Annotated in this window: 17 protein-coding genes; 3 read left to right on the forward strand and 14 right to left on the reverse strand. The window is 36.0% G+C overall.

What is annotated here, in order from left to right; translation table 11 throughout:
• The first annotated feature begins 17 nt into the window (after positions 1-17).
• The 3 genes from ABFX33_RS01715 to ABFX33_RS01725 are packed head-to-tail and all read left to right on the forward strand — an operon-like array spanning position 18 to position 5,163.
• Positions 18-1,754 carry a hypothetical protein gene (locus tag ABFX33_RS01715; RefSeq protein WP_346083901.1) on the forward strand — a complete coding sequence of 579 codons (1,737 nt, stop codon included), beginning with the start codon at positions 18-20 and terminating at the stop codon, positions 1,752-1,754.
• Between the two features lie 10 nt (positions 1,755-1,764).
• The gene (locus ABFX33_RS01720; RefSeq protein ID WP_346083903.1) at positions 1,765-3,474 is read left to right on the forward strand and encodes an IPT/TIG domain-containing protein; all 1,710 of its coding nucleotides are present in this window, start codon (positions 1,765-1,767) and stop codon (positions 3,472-3,474) included.
• A 9-nt stretch (positions 3,475-3,483) separates the two neighbouring features.
• Positions 3,484-5,163: a hypothetical protein gene (locus tag ABFX33_RS01725; protein WP_346083904.1), complete on the forward strand. Its 1,680-nt coding sequence runs from the start codon at positions 3,484-3,486 to the stop codon at positions 5,161-5,163.
• Between the two features lie 149 nt (positions 5,164-5,312).
• Here the strand turns inward: ABFX33_RS01725 and ABFX33_RS01730 are convergent, their stop codons facing one another.
• The 14 genes from ABFX33_RS01730 to ABFX33_RS01795 form a co-directional block, all read right to left on the reverse strand.
• Positions 5,313-5,759, reverse strand: coding sequence for a nuclear transport factor 2 family protein (locus ABFX33_RS01730; RefSeq protein ID WP_346083906.1), 447 nt, complete (start codon positions 5,757-5,759; stop codon positions 5,313-5,315).
• Positions 5,760-6,000: 241 nt separating this feature from the next.
• Entirely contained in the window at positions 6,001-7,083 is a 1,083-nt protein-coding gene (locus ABFX33_RS01735) for a S41 family peptidase (RefSeq protein ID WP_346083907.1), read from the reverse strand.
• A gap of 527 nt (positions 7,084-7,610) precedes the next feature.
• Positions 7,611-7,838: a cysteine peptidase family C39 domain-containing protein gene (locus ABFX33_RS01740; protein ID WP_257092738.1), complete on the reverse strand. Its 228-nt coding sequence runs from the start codon at positions 7,836-7,838 to the stop codon at positions 7,611-7,613.
• The gene (locus ABFX33_RS01745; RefSeq protein WP_346083909.1) at positions 7,835-8,701 is read right to left on the reverse strand and encodes a hypothetical protein; all 867 of its coding nucleotides are present in this window, start codon (positions 8,699-8,701) and stop codon (positions 7,835-7,837) included. The genes ABFX33_RS01740 and ABFX33_RS01745 overlap by 4 nt, the downstream gene beginning before the upstream one ends.
• A 15-nt stretch (positions 8,702-8,716) precedes the next feature.
• Entirely contained in the window at positions 8,717-9,388 is a 672-nt protein-coding gene (locus ABFX33_RS01750; protein WP_346083910.1) for a hypothetical protein, read from the reverse strand.
• 16 nt (positions 9,389-9,404) lie between these two features.
• On the reverse strand, positions 9,405-10,100 hold the full coding sequence (locus ABFX33_RS01755; protein ID WP_346083912.1) for a class I SAM-dependent methyltransferase: 696 nt from the start codon (positions 10,098-10,100) through the stop codon (positions 9,405-9,407).
• An 84-nt stretch (positions 10,101-10,184) separates the two neighbouring features.
• Complete coding sequence (locus ABFX33_RS01760) at positions 10,185-10,433, reverse strand: hypothetical protein (RefSeq protein ID WP_120259728.1); 249 nt, start codon at positions 10,431-10,433, stop codon at positions 10,185-10,187.
• A 137-nt stretch (positions 10,434-10,570) separates the two neighbouring features.
• Positions 10,571-11,737: a TlpA family protein disulfide reductase gene (locus ABFX33_RS01765; protein WP_346083914.1), complete on the reverse strand. Its 1,167-nt coding sequence runs from the start codon at positions 11,735-11,737 to the stop codon at positions 10,571-10,573.
• Between the two features lie 6 nt (positions 11,738-11,743).
• The gene (locus tag ABFX33_RS01770; protein ID WP_346083915.1) at positions 11,744-12,673 is read right to left on the reverse strand and encodes a glycosyltransferase family 2 protein; all 930 of its coding nucleotides are present in this window, start codon (positions 12,671-12,673) and stop codon (positions 11,744-11,746) included.
• The gene (locus tag ABFX33_RS01775) at positions 12,660-13,502 is read right to left on the reverse strand and encodes a hypothetical protein (RefSeq protein ID WP_346083916.1); all 843 of its coding nucleotides are present in this window, start codon (positions 13,500-13,502) and stop codon (positions 12,660-12,662) included. Before ABFX33_RS01775 ends, ABFX33_RS01770 begins: the two co-directional genes overlap by 14 nt.
• Before the next feature lie 3 nt (positions 13,503-13,505).
• Positions 13,506-15,038 carry a hypothetical protein gene (locus tag ABFX33_RS01780; RefSeq protein ID WP_346083918.1) on the reverse strand — a complete coding sequence of 511 codons (1,533 nt, stop codon included), beginning with the start codon at positions 15,036-15,038 and terminating at the stop codon, positions 13,506-13,508.
• A gap of 7 nt (positions 15,039-15,045) precedes the next feature.
• A complete protein-coding gene (locus ABFX33_RS01785) occupies positions 15,046-15,966 on the reverse strand; it encodes a TlpA family protein disulfide reductase (protein WP_346083920.1) in 921 nt (306 codons plus the stop codon).
• 260 nt (positions 15,967-16,226) lie between these two features.
• The gene (locus tag ABFX33_RS01790) at positions 16,227-16,460 is read right to left on the reverse strand and encodes a hypothetical protein (protein ID WP_147420418.1); all 234 of its coding nucleotides are present in this window, start codon (positions 16,458-16,460) and stop codon (positions 16,227-16,229) included.
• Between the two features lie 117 nt (positions 16,461-16,577).
• Entirely contained in the window at positions 16,578-18,212 is a 1,635-nt protein-coding gene (locus ABFX33_RS01795; RefSeq protein ID WP_346083922.1) for a vitamin K epoxide reductase family protein, read from the reverse strand.
• Between the last annotated feature and the right edge of the window lie 562 nt (positions 18,213-18,774).

Here is an 18,774-nt window from a genome sequence, read left to right on the forward strand (position 1 = left end):
CCAAAAAATTTATGAAAATGTACGCTAAAGCGGGGACAACAAAATTTGTGAAGTTAATAGCAATATTATGCTGCATCTTGACGGCCTGCAAGAAAGAAAATAAGACAGAGCCTCCCACGAACACCCAAATAAGTGCAGTCACCGGAAGCTTTGAAAAAATGACGGAATCTTCGATCGTGCTCCATGGAACGGTGGCTGAAATGGCTATGCTTCCCAATATTCTAGAATACGGCTTTATATTGAGCATAAAAGATAATAACGGATATGCCGGGCCTGAGCTGGAAATTCCGATAGGTAAGAAAATGACCGATAAAGATGTTGTTTTCATCTATAAACCCGAAGAAAATTTTGACATGAATACAGTCTATTCCTACGCTTTTTATGTCAAGACTAAAAATGGCTTCTTCAAAGGCTCATTGAATTCATTTCAGATGGATGGTATGCAGGTAGAATCACCCTCGGAGATCTTGGGAATGCCGGGTGAAGAAGTGCGTCTCAAAGGTCGCTTTTCTATGCTGGATGGTAACTATAAATTATATGGTAGATTAGATAAAACCCAACAAATTGATTATCAAATTGCACCAGACGGTAAGAGCCTAACCTTTAAGATCCCGGATGTTGAAGGTTCTCAACATGGTAAAAAGCTGAGAATAGACTTACAGAAAAATTCAGCAAATGGTTCTTTCAACAGACAATTGGTTCAAATCAGTTTACTAGGTAAACTCGTTCCACCGGCAATACTGACCTATGGTTTTACAGACCTGATACGATTCTATGGTTCCTGTTTACCATACTCTGGAGATAACGACAAGTCTTTTCAGATAATCATTGGAAACATTACTATTCCCTATACACGGGAAATTGCTATCAAAGACCTGAAAGGGTTAGTGGGAAAAAGCTTTAAAATTGGCTATAAAAATGGCAGAGACTCGGTATTATTCTCGGCTGACTATATCATTCGGTCCCCCAATCCCGCAGACATCTATTTTGTCAATGCAGTAGTGCACCCCAATACGCACGCTATTGTCAATGGTTTTTCATTCTATTCATTCTTTGATATGTACCAGACAAAATATTATTTCGGGAAATATCAGGTTAATGAGATGGAAGTAAATGGCGATTATCCAACGGAAACCATTTCGATACCGATTAAGAATATTCCGGAGGGGCATTATAAATTACGCCTGGACAATGGATTTTTTAATATCGAAAGTACAAAGACGATACAGATCAAAAAGTTTGACTGGACATCTATTGATAAAAGCGAGGCCTATGTGGGCGACTACCTAACGCTCACTGGAAATTTCATCAAAGGTTTTGAGTACACGATTTACGGGGATGATTTCTTTAAAATGCCGGTGGTATGTAGCGAGGACGGTAAATTAACATTTCAGGTCCAGACATTCTTTCAAGAAAGTGAGTCACTCCATATTGTGTACAACGAATTTACGGAAACCGGATGGCGACTGTATATGCATCCGAAAACATTGTCATTTAAAAGCTTGGGTATGACTTTCGACAGTTTATCGCCAAAAACCGGGCTGCCAGGAACTGTTGTACAGCTCAAAGGAAAGGGAATCGGCTTGGCCCATATGATCCGGGTTGGCGATACGCAAGTATACCCGCTCATAAAAAGTGTAGACGAGGTCACGATTACCATTCCTGCTTTTCAGACAAAAGGAAAAGTGCGGATTTCAGCCTCCGCCTATGGAAATACAATTCTGCTATCACCAGACTATTTCGAAGTTCAATAGAAAAGTTATTATGAAAAGAATCATTCGACGCATACAAATTGGCGTTTCCATCATTGCAGCGCTATCGGCCTGTAAGAAAACGGAGGAAGTCGTCGTTATTAATACGCCAATGACGGTAGTTGCTATGGCACCTTCGGACGTGACAGATTCCCAAGTCACCATGCATGGTGAAATAACAACCTCAAATAAGGAAGAAATTTTGGATGTAGGCTTTATTTTATCCGAGACTAAACAATCCGGAAGTACCATCCTACAGGAGATCTCCGCGGGCAAACAAAAATTGATCAACGGCAAAACAGTAGACTTTACTTTGACCGTAAAAGAACCTTTTGATCTGGATTTAATCTATCAATATGAATTCTATGTCAAGACTGCTAAAGGTTTTTACAAAAGTCAGCCTGTCCGTTTCAATGTCGACAATATTAATGTCACGGACAACAAACTTGTATTGGCTTATCTTGGTGAGACCGTATTATTCAAAGGAAATTTTAAGCAATTTAAGGAAAATTACTATTTAATTGCTGGCGGAAATACCGAACAACGGTTAGCTTTTACGCTAAAAGATAACAAAACAACTTTAGCTGTAACCCTGCCAAAAAGTGGATATTATCATGGAAACAAATTGGCGATTACCCTTCAAAAACCGGTTAACGGACGCGAATATGTAAGTTCAAAACAGCTGATCGAAACAAAAATAGTTGCTAAAATCACCGAACCGAGTAAAAATAGTTTCGCTTTTAATGAGGGTATTCAGATCAATGGTATCGGTTTACCCCAATATGGTTATGCGGATGACTTATTTCTATTGATCGATGACCAACGCATCCCTTTTACAAATTATATATTTTTCCGCCAAATAGCGAAGCTCAAGGGCGAATCTTTTCGACTGGGATATGCCAATGGCCGCGATAGCATCTATTTCGATAAAGAAATCCTACTCGAACAACCTTCAGCAGACAATATCACGTTAGAAACGACACTAACCCATCCTGGCTGCATGATAGAGGCTAAAGGAATTGATTTTTATAAATATTTTGGTGATGAAATCTCCAAAATACTTGTAGGTAATTTGGCTGCAACAGGATCTATCGGGAATAACGGCAACAGCACCTATTTGACTATCCCGAATAATCTCCAAGACGGAAAATATCCGGTTACCCTGACAAGTGGATTATCCACTGTCACCAGCAAAAAGAAAGTTGAAGTGAAGAAATTACATTGGGACGCTATCAATCAAAACATATTTTTTTCCGGAGATACGGTCCAGCTAACAGGAAACTTTTACAATACAGTAGGTTACAACCTAGAATTTTCGGGCGAAAATGCTGTATATAACAGTGAATTGAAAAATAATCTCGTTAGTTTTAAAATACCGCAGCTCAGACCTGGCCAGTATAAAATCAAGACCTATTACCATGGATACTATGATAGCAAAAAGTATTATGCCCCCGAAGAGAAAACCATCGAAATAAAAATGCCTATTATTTCGGATTTCAGTCCACACAAGATCACCAGTGAATACGCTATCATTTTAGAAGGTAAAGGCTTGTCCAATGAGTTTAAATTTTACATTGGGGGGCAAGAGGTATATGCATATACGTTAAATGAAAATGAACGAATAATCAACATTCCTCAAGGAATAAAACCGGGCAAATATAAGGTATGGATGGATACTAACTATGGAAAAGTTGAAGCAAAAACATTGTTAGAAATCCAATAATCAAAGACCATGAAGCAGCACATTATCAAACTCACTTACATCATTCTTTTATTTTTCGTTCTTGGTTCATGTAAGAAGGATGAACAGGTAATCGATAAAACACCAATTACAGTAGGTACGCTAGAGGCCGGGGATCTCAGAAACAATCACGCCATTTTATACGGCGAAATCCATTATCTAAATGATGAACAGATTCTTGACTATGGCTTTAAGATTGCATTAAGGGAAGAAACAACCTTCAGAACGATCTCTTTAGGAAAACAAGCAAAAGTGGGTATAATAAGTTATGACCTCCAATCGACTTTCAAAATCGGTGAATTTTATCAATATATTTTTTATGTAAAGACTGATAAAAATACATACGAAGGAAGACCTGTATATTTTACGGTCAACGACATCTGGGTAGACAATTCCAAAATACAATATGCCAGTCCCGGTGATATCATCACGATCAAGGGCCAATTTAAACAGGTAGATGATTTGTTTAAACTCTCTATCGGGGATGCCTACAACGGTCAGAACAATGAAATCCCTTTTACGCTGGACAAGGACAAAGAATCGCTAACTTTTACGATGCCCAGTAAAAATCTATACCATGGGGCCGAAGCTCGCATGGTGTTATCAAAAAAAATAAATTATCAGGAAGTGCGGCAATATTTATTAAGTTTTAAAATTGCTGCGCGGTTATTGCCGCCGAGTCCGGGGACACACTATTATACAGATCCAATCAAGCTGAAGGCTATTGGGTTATCAGATTACTTATATCATGATTTTAAAATTATTTTAGGTGACAAAGTACTGCGCTATGAAGACAATTATTATGCTCCTTACCTCCCGCTTAATGGACATTCCTATAAATTAGGCTACATCTGGGGGCAGGATACAATTTACCTCAAAGAAACATGGAATCTTGAGGTTCCTGATATGAAAACAGCAGCGCTAAAGTATAAAATAGTGCACCCTTTTGGACATACAGAACTTGAAGGACTCGATTTTTTCAAATATCTTGTCAATAGCAAGTATAAATTAGCAATAGGGAAGTATGAGGGAGATCTTGCTATGATTAATTTTGAAAAGGATATTCCGGTACATATTGGGGACATTCCGGAAGGAAAATATCCTATAGCCATCAATAGCAACGTATACGGCGATCTTAAAATCAATGACCAATTGATCGTTCAAAACCTTCGTATTACTGCTGTAGACGCTGGGACTGGTTATTATGAAGACCCGATACGTATAAAAGGGAATTTCCTTCCTAATCAAGAATATGTTATCAAATCGGGTGACTTCGAGGTATATTTTGGCTTTCCCAAGAATGGTGAACTTGTATTCCCATGTCCTTTTACCCTTTTAAAAGGGGATAATAATGTAAAAATAGGCTATGCAAAGTATGGTGGCAATTTTTTTGAGGTTGATAGTAAAGTCATAAAAGTAAACGGATTGAGTATAGATAGCTTCTATCCTACCAAAGGAGCTCCTGGAGATATTGTCAAATTAAAAGTACGGGGTGCAAAGACAAATTATTACCGAATCGGGATCGGCGGTATTGAGGTTAGCCCTATATCCGTCAAACTTGGAGAAATGGAATTTATGGTTCCTACGGTCAACAAAAAAGGAAAGACAAAAATAAAAATATTGATTGACAACCAAGTTTTCGAATCAAACGAATATTTTGAAATTATATAAATCCGCATAAAAATTACGATGCAGTGAAACGTTAGAAGAAAAGAGCATGATGTAAAAAAGCCACATCTCAAGACGTGGCCTTAAATAAACATATGATTCACTAGTTGTCAGCTTCCGGTATGACGGAGCTGACAACTAGTTATTGGGAACTATTTATAGGAGTTAACTGAACTAGTTACTTTCCAATTATTACCTTCACGCACCAAAGTCACAAGATCAGTCTTGGTAAAGTTCTCAAATTTTAGAGTTACTTTGGCTACCCTATAATCTGCTGATTCTTCGATGATGTCAGTACTAACTGTACAGTTTAGCTTCTCGCCTTTTTGTTTTTTCAAGTATTTAACGACTTCATTCCGGCTGTTGGTCTTTGCATTTGCCGACTGAACTTTTTGGCTGAAATCTTCAGCAAATAATTGCTCTACGCCTGCCGCATCGCCTTCGGTCGTTACCGCAACATAATGCTCAAGGGCAAAATCTGCTGTTGAAAGGTTAACGTTTGCTTTTGCTGATTTGGAGCCTGGTCCTTCAGCTGCCATTGTGAAAGTGGATACTGCGATTAGGGCTGCTGCTGTGAATGTTTTTATTAATGCTTTCATAATGTCTTTATTTTATTGTGTTAGTTATATTGTTCTTATTTGTTGACTCAAAACTACAACACAATACGCCCCTAGCCTATGGGCTTTAGACCAACGATCAGGAAAACTCGGTGAATGGTGGGAATGGGGAGGTGAAAAGACTCACTGCAATGATTATTTTTTACTGTTATAATGATCTTATGGTCTTTATTTGAATAATGATCGCTTGCTGTAAAAATATGCTATGTGAATCTATGTATTTTCATAAAGAGAAATTACTTGGCTTGCTTATAATTTCCAAAGCTTTTTCAATGTAGTCTTTCTTCTTATTAATCACAGCTTCCAATAATTGATTCGTGGTTTTAATATTTGAAAGATCAAATGGCAAAAGAAAATCAGGATTCACTCCTTCATTAATTTTATATGTTTTCCCATTACGATCTTTTAAAACACTTATAGTCAAATCCAGCGAAAAATTATTCCCAATCTCATAATATTGATTGGTTGATGTGAGACCCTGTGTCTTTTGACCAACAGTTATTACATTTTTCTGTCCTTTAAAATGTAATAAAAATGCCTCGGCAGCACTGGCGGTATAATAACTGGTCAAAATAACAATGGGAACTTGCGTATTCTTCAATTTAATTGGCGGACGTTTTTTGGGATCTAGCTCCAAAATATCGTATACTTGCTTAGCTTGTTCACCTTCTGGTTTAAGAACTACCGAAATCTTCTTTTCCTCCCCCGTATTCAAAACATCTGAATAGCTGTAATCGACATCAATTAATGACGCAAAATGCCATATCATGGGGTAGTTGGCTCCGCCACTGTTTTCGGTAAGGTCTATTATCCAAGCTTGGGGATTATTATCATCCAAAAATTTGAGTTGTTTTCCAATGGTATCTATATATTTTGCCTGCTCCAACCGAACTGGAGGGATATTTATATAAGCATATTTTTTATCAATCATATAAGATTGATAATTTTTGGGAGGCAGGCCTGCATCTGCATCAGTCATCTTCGCCATCTGCCTCAACTGAACCATAAAATCTTCTTGAATGCTCGTATCGGTCTCATGATATTGTAGAGAGGAATGCACATCCCGAAGATCGCTCAGAACCATCTTGAATAAGGGGAGCAAATCTTTAGCTTCTTTGATACCACAACTTTTCTTGATGATAATCGGAGCAATAGAATCCCAATTTACATTGGCCCTGGAATATGCATTGGATTTAACAGTATCAATAAAAGCATTTGTTAAATGCAGGATGTCCTTATTTTGGGCAACTGCATTAAAACAAAACATTAAAAACGATAGTACAATAAGTGAACAATGTCTCATCATGCGCTAATATAAGATAAAAAGAAATATTTTTTTCATCGATTAATTATTTAAATAATAAACCTTAGTTTGAAAATAGACCAAGTGTTGGGAAAGCAACCATCGCGGAATCATTCCTGTTCGGTTTAGTAATCGTCCCAAATTTAACCTCAATAGGTATGGTGGGTTTCTCTCTTTTGTCTGTTCACTGTGCCTTTATAATCCCTTGTTGGAATAAAATAGCCAATATCAAAATAATTATGTGCTTGCTTTTTTTCATTTTGTAAAAAATATTTAAATATTAATAGTAAAATCAACGATGTTCTTAGCAGTATTTAAGTCTACTTCTACTTTTTAAGCAGATGATATAGTATTTATGAAACGATCTCTCCAAAACTTCGCTTCTCGATCCAAATTCCATCGTTACTACTATTATGAGACGTCTTTGTAATTAAATCCTTATCATATTTAAGTCCAGAAGATCCTTGACTAATCTCCGTTTATTTAAGGGATTAAATTTGATTCCAATGCAGTATACAAGGAAGTTCAATCTATGTTAACTGATTCAAACTTAATCGCATACTACAAGTCCGAAAACCTAATTTTTCTGCAGCTTCATTAATTTCTAATAGCTTGACATCGTTTTTTGTGGTCTGGCATAGTTTTCTGATTTTATGAATTGAAATCGTCTGTTCATAAAATTTAAACATCATTCGAAGACATGTAGCACCGCAATCCATCACGACCATCTGCTTATAATGAGGAAATCTCTTTATCACAACGAGCTATTATATAATTTGCCCAGGTCTTTATCATGCGCGGCCATCCAGATCATGTTCATGGGATGAAGATCGGTCAGAAAGCGTCTTTTTTCCTGTAAGATATAGGGCAGTCTCTTTGCCCATATATTGTCTCTTACAGATGCAATAATGGTTTCCAAAGATGAACCAATACAATAAGGATCAATCCGAACAAACGCTTTCGGATTAATATATTCTGCAAGATTAGGACATCCTGCGTAGAAACACAATGATTCTGTAATAATGGGATCTACGATTTTCTCTGTAAAATATCCATTTTCATAAGCGTTTTCGCAAGCTACATGGTAGGTATATCTCCATAAGCCTTCATACTTATCTTTTAAATACCCTTTATAATTATTTAGAAGATTAAAAAACTTACCATGTGATGGACGTCCATAAACATCGAAACCGTCCTTGAATACTTTGTCCAATGCTAAAATGAATTCCAGACGAGCTCTGTGCCCAGGAAATCCAGCTAATTCACTGACTACGGCCGATAGGAGCTCGGTTTTATCAACACGATCTGATTCTCCATCGGTCGAAAAATTGACTGGAAAAAATGGCAAATGCAAATGCACATTCATCATCCGTGAGGTGGGGTGCTGCCGCGCAAAGGATGAAAGGCTGGATTCGGTCATAAAAGTAATACTCTTCCTTTCATCGTATCCTTTCTCAAGTGTCTGCTGATGAGGAAAAGTCAATATCACCAGACGGTCATAATGATCATCGGTAACAAACTCAAGATCTTTCCATTTATTCTTTCCCTGTAGATAACGGTGTGAGAACCGAAAAAGCAGATCTTGATCTGGTCTTGCAAAAGTAGTTAATCTGATTTTCATAGCTTTTAGTTTACATTATGTTAGCTTTGAACGAAACATTTGATAGATTTTCATAATCTTACCAAGATTTTGCTCGGCCTCAGTAAAGCGCTCAAGTTGATTTTCGGGATACAACTGGTTAAACATGGTCACATCTGAATAATAAAAACATTTCTGATTGGAGAGATAAGGCACAATGACAAACTTTGAGAGCGCTAAATCTGAAATTGTATTGTCAACCTTCTTTTTAGGATCAAAATCCATCTTCTGAAGAATGATGTCAAAAAATCGTTTGTAGATCACCAAAAATTGATTTGAACAATAACTTTGTACCCACAAAAGATTTTCCGAAACTGGCAGCGAAGTCTTAAATCCTCCACTCGAGCCTCCTATTAGCAGCTCAGCATTTAATTTATACCCCTCCTGGATAATCTCAAATAGCTTTTGCTTACTATAATTGGATGTAAACTGATGATCGTCCTCACAGAAAATTATAAGTTCATCCCCGGCATTTTTTGCTTCATGAATAACCTTTACTAAGGATTTCCATAAACCTAAAGCACCAATAGTATCTTCGACGGCCTCCATATAAGTGACCTTGAATTCTTCTCTACCTGCAAATTCTCTCTTTATATGCGCCAATCTGTCTACTCGTTTTCGTAGATTGACTACATATGTTGGTATAAAAATATTCTCTATCAATTCCATACTTTAAAACAGCATTTTAATCGTCGGATTTGCTCGCCAGGTAAAGTTTCTCCTCTGGATTTAAGCCAAAATTTGGGTATTTTTCAAATAGAGAGAATGACTGTAGTTTGAATCCGATCTTCTTCAAACGATCCTCATAATCTATTCCATACAGTCTGACGTGATCATGCTGACCAAAATGTTCAAGTCTATCTTTATTGGTTATTATCTTAGGATCCTCCTCTGTAATTTGAAGTAAAGGTGATATTGGAACTTGGAGGATGGCACTACCTCCTACCTTAAGTATCCGTTTAATTTCTTGTAAAGCTCTTTGCTCATCTACGATATGTTCTAAAACATGATTACAGATGATTAAATCAAATCTACCATCAGAAAACCCCGTATTCAGCAGGTCTGTCTGTCGAATATTATCGCTTTTAGAATAACGTGATAAATCAATATCACCGGTAACATAATCATAAACATGACCGGTAAGTCTTTTTAAAATTACCTTTTCGGGTGCAATATGTAATATTGAAAATTGCTTTTTGAATACACCAAGATAATCAACCAAAAAAGTATACACCAAACGGTCCCGGTCCTTGGAACCACATGTTGGACATTTCACAAATCTATAGCCAGCACCTATAATTTTCTTCCTAACAATAACAGGATGATCAACTCCGACCGGAAGAAGATCTGTATGAATCCCAAAACAAAACGGACATATCATATATATAATGATTTTGATACATCTAGCTATTAGACCAAAAAGATTAATATCCTTTGGCCTAACAGCTAAATGCTTATCTATGTATTATTGACATACACAGGCGTTCGATTCAACATTAACACATGTACCGGAAGTTCCGCCATTCGTGCATGAACCCGAACACCAGTCATCACCAGATCCATTTACTGGGCAATATCCGTTTTCATCCGCTGTAACGGGGTTAGTCTCTGGGCTAGTACCACCATTCCATCCGCCAAGAACATCCTTTAGCTGCCCTCTAGAAAGCTGTTCTATTTCTTTGAGATTTAGATTTGCCAACGAAATTTTTTTCATTTTTTTTGATTTATAATTATTAAAAGTATAATAGCCACATCTCCCAGGCTATTTATTAGGAGAGCTTGTTAGCAGCTGCTCGACTGTCTATACGATCGTTTGCAACCGACCGGATACTCATCTATATAGTATTTTTATTATTGACCATAATTGGTCACAAGTTGCTCGTATGCATCTTTTTTGCGGATATTTATAGATCGATATTTTCCATCTGCTTCTACGATATAACTAAAGGGAATTAGATCAACCAGATAATTTCTTTTAACATCTTTCACGTTATCCATCGCCGATAAGCTTCGGTAAATAATGGTTCCATCGTAGATCATCTGCTGCCATAGTTTTTCTGTTTGGGGTTCATCAATTGAAATATAGACAATGTCTAATTTTTCTTTTGTCTGTCCATAAAGCTGATTAACCAAAGGAATCATCTGATGGCATGGAATACACCAGGAGGCGGAAAATATCAATAACGTTGCCCGGGATTTGTCTGGAATAACTTTCTCAGTTTTCCGGGTAGATGTATTAATTAACGATAAATTATCAAACTTGGCTTCTAGATATCTCCTGATTTGCTGTCCGGTAGGGCTAGATTGAATATCTGAATCAAAAGCCTCAAAAAGTGGTTTAATATCAGCTGACTCTTTATAAAAATTTAATGTTGAAAATAACTTTTTCAACAATGTACTGGAATTTGGAAACATTTGAATCAAGTTTAACCCCTCCTCCAGCATCGTCGCGTAAGTCTTTCCCTTATTTTTGGGTGACCTGTTAAACATGGAAAAACCAGACTCCATGGAAACAGCCGAAACGAGCAATTCGGCATCGATATCATTCGGTGAATAGAGATGGCGCTTTGCTGTTACTCTTTCCACACTTCCAGTGCTCGGATTGATCCGGATGCTATTGGGATATACATCCGTTTTTAGATAAGTAAGATCCAAAACAATATCTTTATTGGAGAAGAGGCAGCCTGCACACGTTACCGTATCCTCTTTAAATGGCACACTAAACCCTATGTAATTTTTTACAGCATATTTCTCGCCATAAAAGCCTAGATCTATCTGACTGATGGAATCATAAAGACGCTTGGGATATTCAAAAATATATTTTGATTTATCCGATATGTCCGCTGAAAAGATATATTTAACATTTTCAAGAGTCCTGATTTCCATGGATAGACCGTCCAAATTAGGACCATCGTAAAAGTTTAATACCAACCTATTTTTAAGGTCTTGTCCATAAACTAGTGCCGAAATGGTCAATAAATTAATCACAATAAAAAATTTATAAAATGCCTTTTTCATAAAAAGTTATAGTTGAAATTTATCAAAGATTTTGTTTACAGATTCGATATCAGATTTTGATACTTCCAGCGCACATAAGGTATCTAAGTATAGGGATTCCCATTTGGGATCTTTCTCTGTCTCGTTATAGAGATAATGTACGAGCTGACGTTCAATAAGCTTCTGAAATTCGCTATTTACTTTAGATTTATTGTGTTTATTCAAAATTGCAGAGGAAAGAAATTGTTTATAATAATCCTTTGTTAATCTGCAAAACCCCATTCTTGCAGCTTTCTGCTTTTCAATTGTCAGATTATCATACCTATAAAAACTATCTATTGAAAGATGCGCATACTTTATTTTAGGATTATTTAATAATGCCCTCAGATTGAGTTCTACATCTTGCAACCTTTCATACTGCTCGTTCCAACCGCCAATTGCTTTTAAAAAACCAACACGCCAAACTCCGGACATTGTATGCCAAGGTATTTTATGTTTTACCAGATTTACAATCAAACGTTGGATATCCTGATCCAAGACTTTAAACTCCCCTCTGATTCGCTCCTCTGTGTCAATAAATGCTGTCTTAAAGATATATAGATCAAAACTGCCATACTCTTTTATATAAGCTAGCCTATTCTGTAAGCAATTGTTAGACAAATAATCATCAGCATCAACAAACATCACATATGCCGACTTCAAAAAGGACAGTCCTAAATTACGACACACGTTTGCACCTTTGTGAGAAGAGTATTCTTCTCTTTTAAATAATGAAAACCGCAAGTCGTCTTGTATCTTATCTTCGACGATCTGCCTTCCTCCATCTGTTGAACCGTCATCAATAATGAAACAATGCCAGCAGACTAAAGTCTGCTGCTGAATACTTTCGATCGTTTTTTCGACATACTTCCGATTATTGTACAATGGGATCACAATGGAAATTTCAATTGTTTGCATACGTAATCTGAACATTTTTGAAATTTGAAAAAAGATAAACTAGAAATTTACCCCGCTCATTATTATCTAAAAATAAACCAGAGTGTGGAATACAGATATAGTTGTCTTTCCAATCGGCTATAACAGAATTCCATATTTTAGATGTATAACGATAAGGTATATCCTTCAATTTTCGCCTTATCTTATTTTTCCAAAAATCATTATTATACTGATGCACACAAACGTATAATTTGGATAGATCTGAATGCGGGATTTGCGCTGTATCTTCCTTTTCTATAAAATCAAGGATTTCCTCAACAGTTTTATAAAATTCGTTTTCAAATAAACTCTCCGAAACAGTTGTTCCGGACAGATAACTATATCGAAGTACAATGTTCAATTTAGCTTCTACATCATCACCTTTTTCCTCTGTTAGGTATTGATTCAAGCGTTGAATAATTAATTTTATACATTCAAAATGTGTAAATCGACGATAATATGGAGCGGTAATAGATTTGGGATTGATCCTCAATTGGTAATAAGACATAAAATCTAATAATGTATCAACGTTTGGCTGTGCTGAGAGAACTTCTTTTATAGTCAGTTTATAAATTTGATCATCAAAGTCTTCAAGTATTTCATCCTCTTCTCCTACTAGAAAATCTCTATTAAGTAGAAATGCAATCAGCCAGCCAAGTCCGAGGACGCCGCCTTCAAAATTAAATTCACTCCTGGAAAGAACAGTTGAAACATAATCTTCCACCAATGTACTAATGGTTTTTTTGTCTAAGATATCCTCAATAATCGTAGACAATATTGTATAGGTATTATTTGTATCGGTTATTACCATGATTTAAGAAAAATTATAAGTGGAATCAAGTACATATCCGAAATGTTTTCTGGAGATGGTAGGATCATGTAGAAGATCTCCAATTGATTTAGAGGCTGAATAACCATGTTTAAAATTTAGGATTCGAATTTCATGCGCCTTTCGTGGAAGAGACTGATTGAATTTCCCTTGGTTGGCTGACAAGACTTCAAAATCTAATACTTTAGTAAATACCTCTTTAAACAAAGCGTCAACATGCAAATTTTTATTGGGTAAAACTTTGAGATAAGTATTGTTTAGATTATCCTTTTCTCCGATACGCAACATCTCCTTCAGATCTTTGATGGCGGGTATACTTGCTATCGGTATAAAAATAACTTGCTGATAATTTTCAGGAAGTAAATCTGAATATGTTAAAATAGGTTGATGTATTTCATTGGGTTCTATTATTCCAAATTTTGTTAAAACATAAAATGAAATATTAAGATATTTGGAAATAACTGTGTGAAATAAATCTAAATCGCTAATAATATTATTATCGATTGTATCAATCTCTAAAATCAAACAAGATTTTAAATAGCTATTTCGTTGACTGTCCAGTTCTCTCTTTCTTTGGAGTATGAATTCTACGATCTTTGAGCTGCAGTTTTGCTGGGGGATAGACAAAAGGGAACAGTCATACCAGGGAACCCTATTGAGATACTCATTTTTCTTAAAGAAATCTTCCTTGCGTTTGACATCTCCTGAATAATGCAAAATCGCTCTCGTTGTCCATTGCTCAATCGGGCTATAGGGCCAAGAAAAATCGAGTTCTTGGTGAATAGACACTTTTTTTCCAACTAACCATAGATTCCATAACACAGCCCACATATCTGCGCACCAGGCCTGTATCCCCCTTTTTTTTGACCGATATTCCCTTGTTTGCTCATAATTATTTTGCCATAACTTATCATTATATTCTCGCATGCACAGATATAAAGATTCAGCATCTCTTTCGACCTTATCCCAAAAATTGGCATCGATCCCATTTAATATATACTGTGCTCCACCTGTATTTGCATCTTCACCTTCAATTATGCTTTTATCTAAGCCCACAATTGACAGCATATCGTCCAAAAGAGCCTCGTTTGCCACCCGTCTTATATAGTTAAGATCGAGGTAGCCTCTCGTGTCAGAAACAAAACACTCATTAATATCGGATTTTGGAGTTTGAGGTATTCTTGAAAAAAGAACGTCCGAATCATGATAAAAGATTGTCTTGAATTGAAGTTCACTAAAGCTTGAAAAATGCTGTTTCAGAATGTGTGGGCGTATAGAAGATGTATAACAGGGCTCAATACGATTGTCTGGGTAAAGGAAAAACTGCGCAAAATCCAAATGGTCATTGATAAATTTATTGAACGCTGGATTTATACCTCTTTTGGGGTTATATCCTACCACAACATGAATAGCTTCTTTATCTATAGCTAGTGACTTTAGATTACGCAACTGTAGTTCCAATTGCCATATAAAATAAATATTGTCGGGTTGCGCTGATAGGAAAATTGTACTATTCATGATAAAATTAGTTCATAACTGTTTCATACAGTTTATTTTTCCCGGCTTGTGATCTGATCTCCACAGCTGAAAAAAAACCATCTTTTTCAACGAGGTAACATAGCGGCAAAGATGTCGCACCGATACGCTGTTTGAAAGCATTTACATTAACTGGAAAGAGGCTCCGAAAGGGAAATTTCTCTTGTTTGAGCATCTTTTTCCAATTATCTCTCGTATTTTCGAGATCCACAGATATATAAACGATTGCTAATCTATCACCTAAATCATTATTTATTTCTTTAACCAGTGGTATCATTTTATGGCATGGAATACACCATGAAGCAGAAAAGACCACTAAAGTCGGAATTTCTGGTTTTAAAATAATAGGTTCTGTAGCGCCCGTAGCAACATTTAAAAGCAGGCTATTCGGAAATCTATCCATTAAATAATTCCGTATTTTTTCCCCATAAAAAGTCTCCAAAAGACTAGCCCCAAATTGATTAAAAATAGAACGTAGATCATTTTTATCAGAGAATCGATTGGCATTTAAAGCTAATCGGGCCATTAAAGCACTAGATCTGGGATATCTTTTGACAATAGTCCGGAATTCATCAATTCTATTTGTATAATTATCTTGCTTAAATTCTGAGAACTTTGAGTCGGTTGAGACCATTGCAGCGGTTAATTCACTATCATCAGTGTGAATTATACTAAAATGATCCCGTATATTTTTAGTCATGACACGCCTTTTTGCTCGAAAATCATATGCTAGTGCATTATAAGAAGAGCTTCCTATTGAGTCATAAGACAGAACAGTGGTACTTTTAGGAGAATAAAAGCAGGAAATACAAAAGAGCTCCTTGTTTTCTACCTTTTGATGCAGGACGATATCATTTTGAATAGAATCCTCTTTTGAAAAAAGGCTAAAGAAAATTGCTTTCTTATACACGCTGTCGGGATAAGAGAAGACCCATGAATTAGGTTCTTTTTCGATGCCCTCAAAGAAAAGCACCTCTTTTTCTACATTGACTTTTAAAATAAGGTTTGCATATTTTTTCCCGTTGATATCGACTCTTAGTATATTTTGGCTAAATAGGTAAAAGCTATTGCCAATGAGAAGTAGTAAGGATAGCAGGATTTTCATATCAGTTCTTATTATTTAAAAGTAGAACAACTGGAGTTTACTGCTCCAGTTATTCTACCAGATGTTTAGCCGCAATAACAACCGTTGGATTCCGTCAAACATGTGCCGGGATTTCCGGCGGATATCTCACAGCTACCTGAACAGTTTTCCGGATCTCCGGAGTGATCATTACAATTTACTGTAGAGCCACCAGTTTGTGCTGTGCTTATAGACCATCCCCCTAAAACATCTTTTAGCTGCTCACGAGATAGTTGTTCTATCTCTTTCAAGTTCAAATTTTCTAATGAAATTTTTTTCATAATTATATTTTTTGTTCTGATGATGTTCATTCGCTCCGGAACATCTTGAGAGGGCATTTGAAGTTGCCAGCTTATATTTTGTTACGTTTGCAACCGCAACAATGATCTATATAGACTCTATAAAAAGAAATTTTTTAGCTCCTTTACCCTATAACCATCGGGCATTTCACGTCCATTAACGAATATCGTCGGAGTCACTCTTATTTTCATTGTATCATACCATTCCCTCATTTCACGTATTTTATGATGCTGATGTACTAAATAGTTATCCAATTGGTATTCTTCAGAAAACTTATTAAAATCCTTTGAGCCACCAGCATACCATTTATCTAGGGCAGTATGTGCTACTTGGTCCCCCATTTTTTCCTGTATCTCTAGAAAGAGGGATACAGGCGCATTTTTTATATCCCAGTCTTCGCCAGTTGCAGAAAAAATAATTCTGAGTTTCGTATCTGGATTACCGGCTACAATGGCTTCTAATTCTGGATGGGCTTTTGAACAGGGCCCGCAATACGGATTACAGACTTTTATAATTTCATTCTTTGCATTCGGGTCTCCAAGGAGTATCCCAAGCCCCTCTGGAGACTGTGTAATAGAATTGCTGGTGGAGAGCAATGCGTCAAATACTTCTCGCCTGTAACGTATTTTCTTCAATTGCAATTCATGGTTTTTAGCCTGTTGAGCCTTTTTCAAAACAGGTAGAAGGAAATAGGTTAGCATCAGAGAAATGGAAAAAATTGAAATTGTATTGATCAAAGGCATTAAACCAAACTCCGTGAAGTTATTTTGAACCGATATATATATAAGACTTGCACACGCGTTAAATGTTAAAACACACTGAACAATTAAACATAAAGGACACCATTGCCTGACTACTTTAGCTTGATAGTATAAGGAATAAATAACATAAGGAAATGTCATTAAAGATATGTACGACCATAGGCTTACATGAGAAACAGAATCCGCAAACAGTAATTGATATAAAAAAAATGAAGAGAAGTAGGCAAATCCCCATATGGACCAGCTTATCCCAAGAAACCTCGCTCCTCTGGATGAAAGTACAGCATTACAATTTGATTTGCTACCGAGACTGCCGCAGACCTCTCTTATAAGTGGATTAAAAGCATCAATTTCATGCCATATCAATAGTGTAGAACAGAGTGTCCCAATTGTTGAAGTCAACAGAAAAATTGGCGAAATCCAGGCTGTATTTTTGAAAATAAATATTTGTAGAAAAAGTAGGGTTAAAATTAAAAAGCCTCCAAGATAGAAGGGTAGATTTGAAAAAAAATTGCTTGTTTTCTCATTGATCCTATTTTGCTCATAATTGTATTCATCTTTTTTCGTTCTACCATCGAGAAGCAGTAAAACATCTTTATCAATAGATTCAAAATAGCTGATTTCTGCTGTATCCAGGTTATTGGTTTGAGGATCAAGAAAGCTAATTTTATTTCCATTTACTGCGATAACCACCGTGAAGCTAGCAGCTGGCCAGTCTTCTTTTTGAATTACACTGACGAATGGTGTCTCAATGTCTTCATATTTTATATTCTTTCTCAAAATAGCGAGACTTTTTACGCTATATTCATCAAGAACATCTTTTATTGCCAACATAGAATGAGGATCATTATGTCCATCAATCAATGACAATAAATTGGAAGATGTAAATTTTACTTGATAAAATTTTAGAATACATGCGCAGGCAATTTTTACGGCGGATTCAGATTTTACTATCTCCTTTAAAAATCTCATTAAGTTTATATTTACGGTTCTTGTTTGGTTACTTATCCTCGAAAGATATTACTTTAAATGATAACTAAGTAATGATCATTTACGCATTAAGTATTACCAATGTATGGATTGAGATAAAAATTTTCAACATTTTTTTAGTACACAAACGTTTGCTCTATTTACGAATACCTTTTCGTACTATCAATTCATAACAGGGACATCGTTTGTTAAGAACATATTTGTAAACTTGTTAATTAGTAATATTGACCATTGTCTTTTTTGCTCCCACAAATATGAAAGCACGACCCAAAATAGGTCTTGGTTTTTGGGATATAGTTTGGGATAATGTAAAGTCTATAATTGACAAGGTGGTTATCGATTGTACTAATATTGGTCTTATTGTTTTAGAAAATTATATAGATATTAAAAATAAATTCATAATTATCAACAAATGGACAAACTAAAAAAGCCACATCTCGCGATGTGGCCTTAAATAAACATATGATTCACTAGTTGTCAGCTTCCGGTATGACGGAGCTGACAACTAGTTATTGGGAACTATTTATAGGAGTTAACTGAACTA

The sequence above is a fragment of the Sphingobacterium ginsenosidimutans genome (genome assembly GCF_039536865.1).
In the GTDB taxonomy this organism is placed as follows: Bacteria; Bacteroidota; Bacteroidia; order Sphingobacteriales; family Sphingobacteriaceae; genus Sphingobacterium; species Sphingobacterium detergens.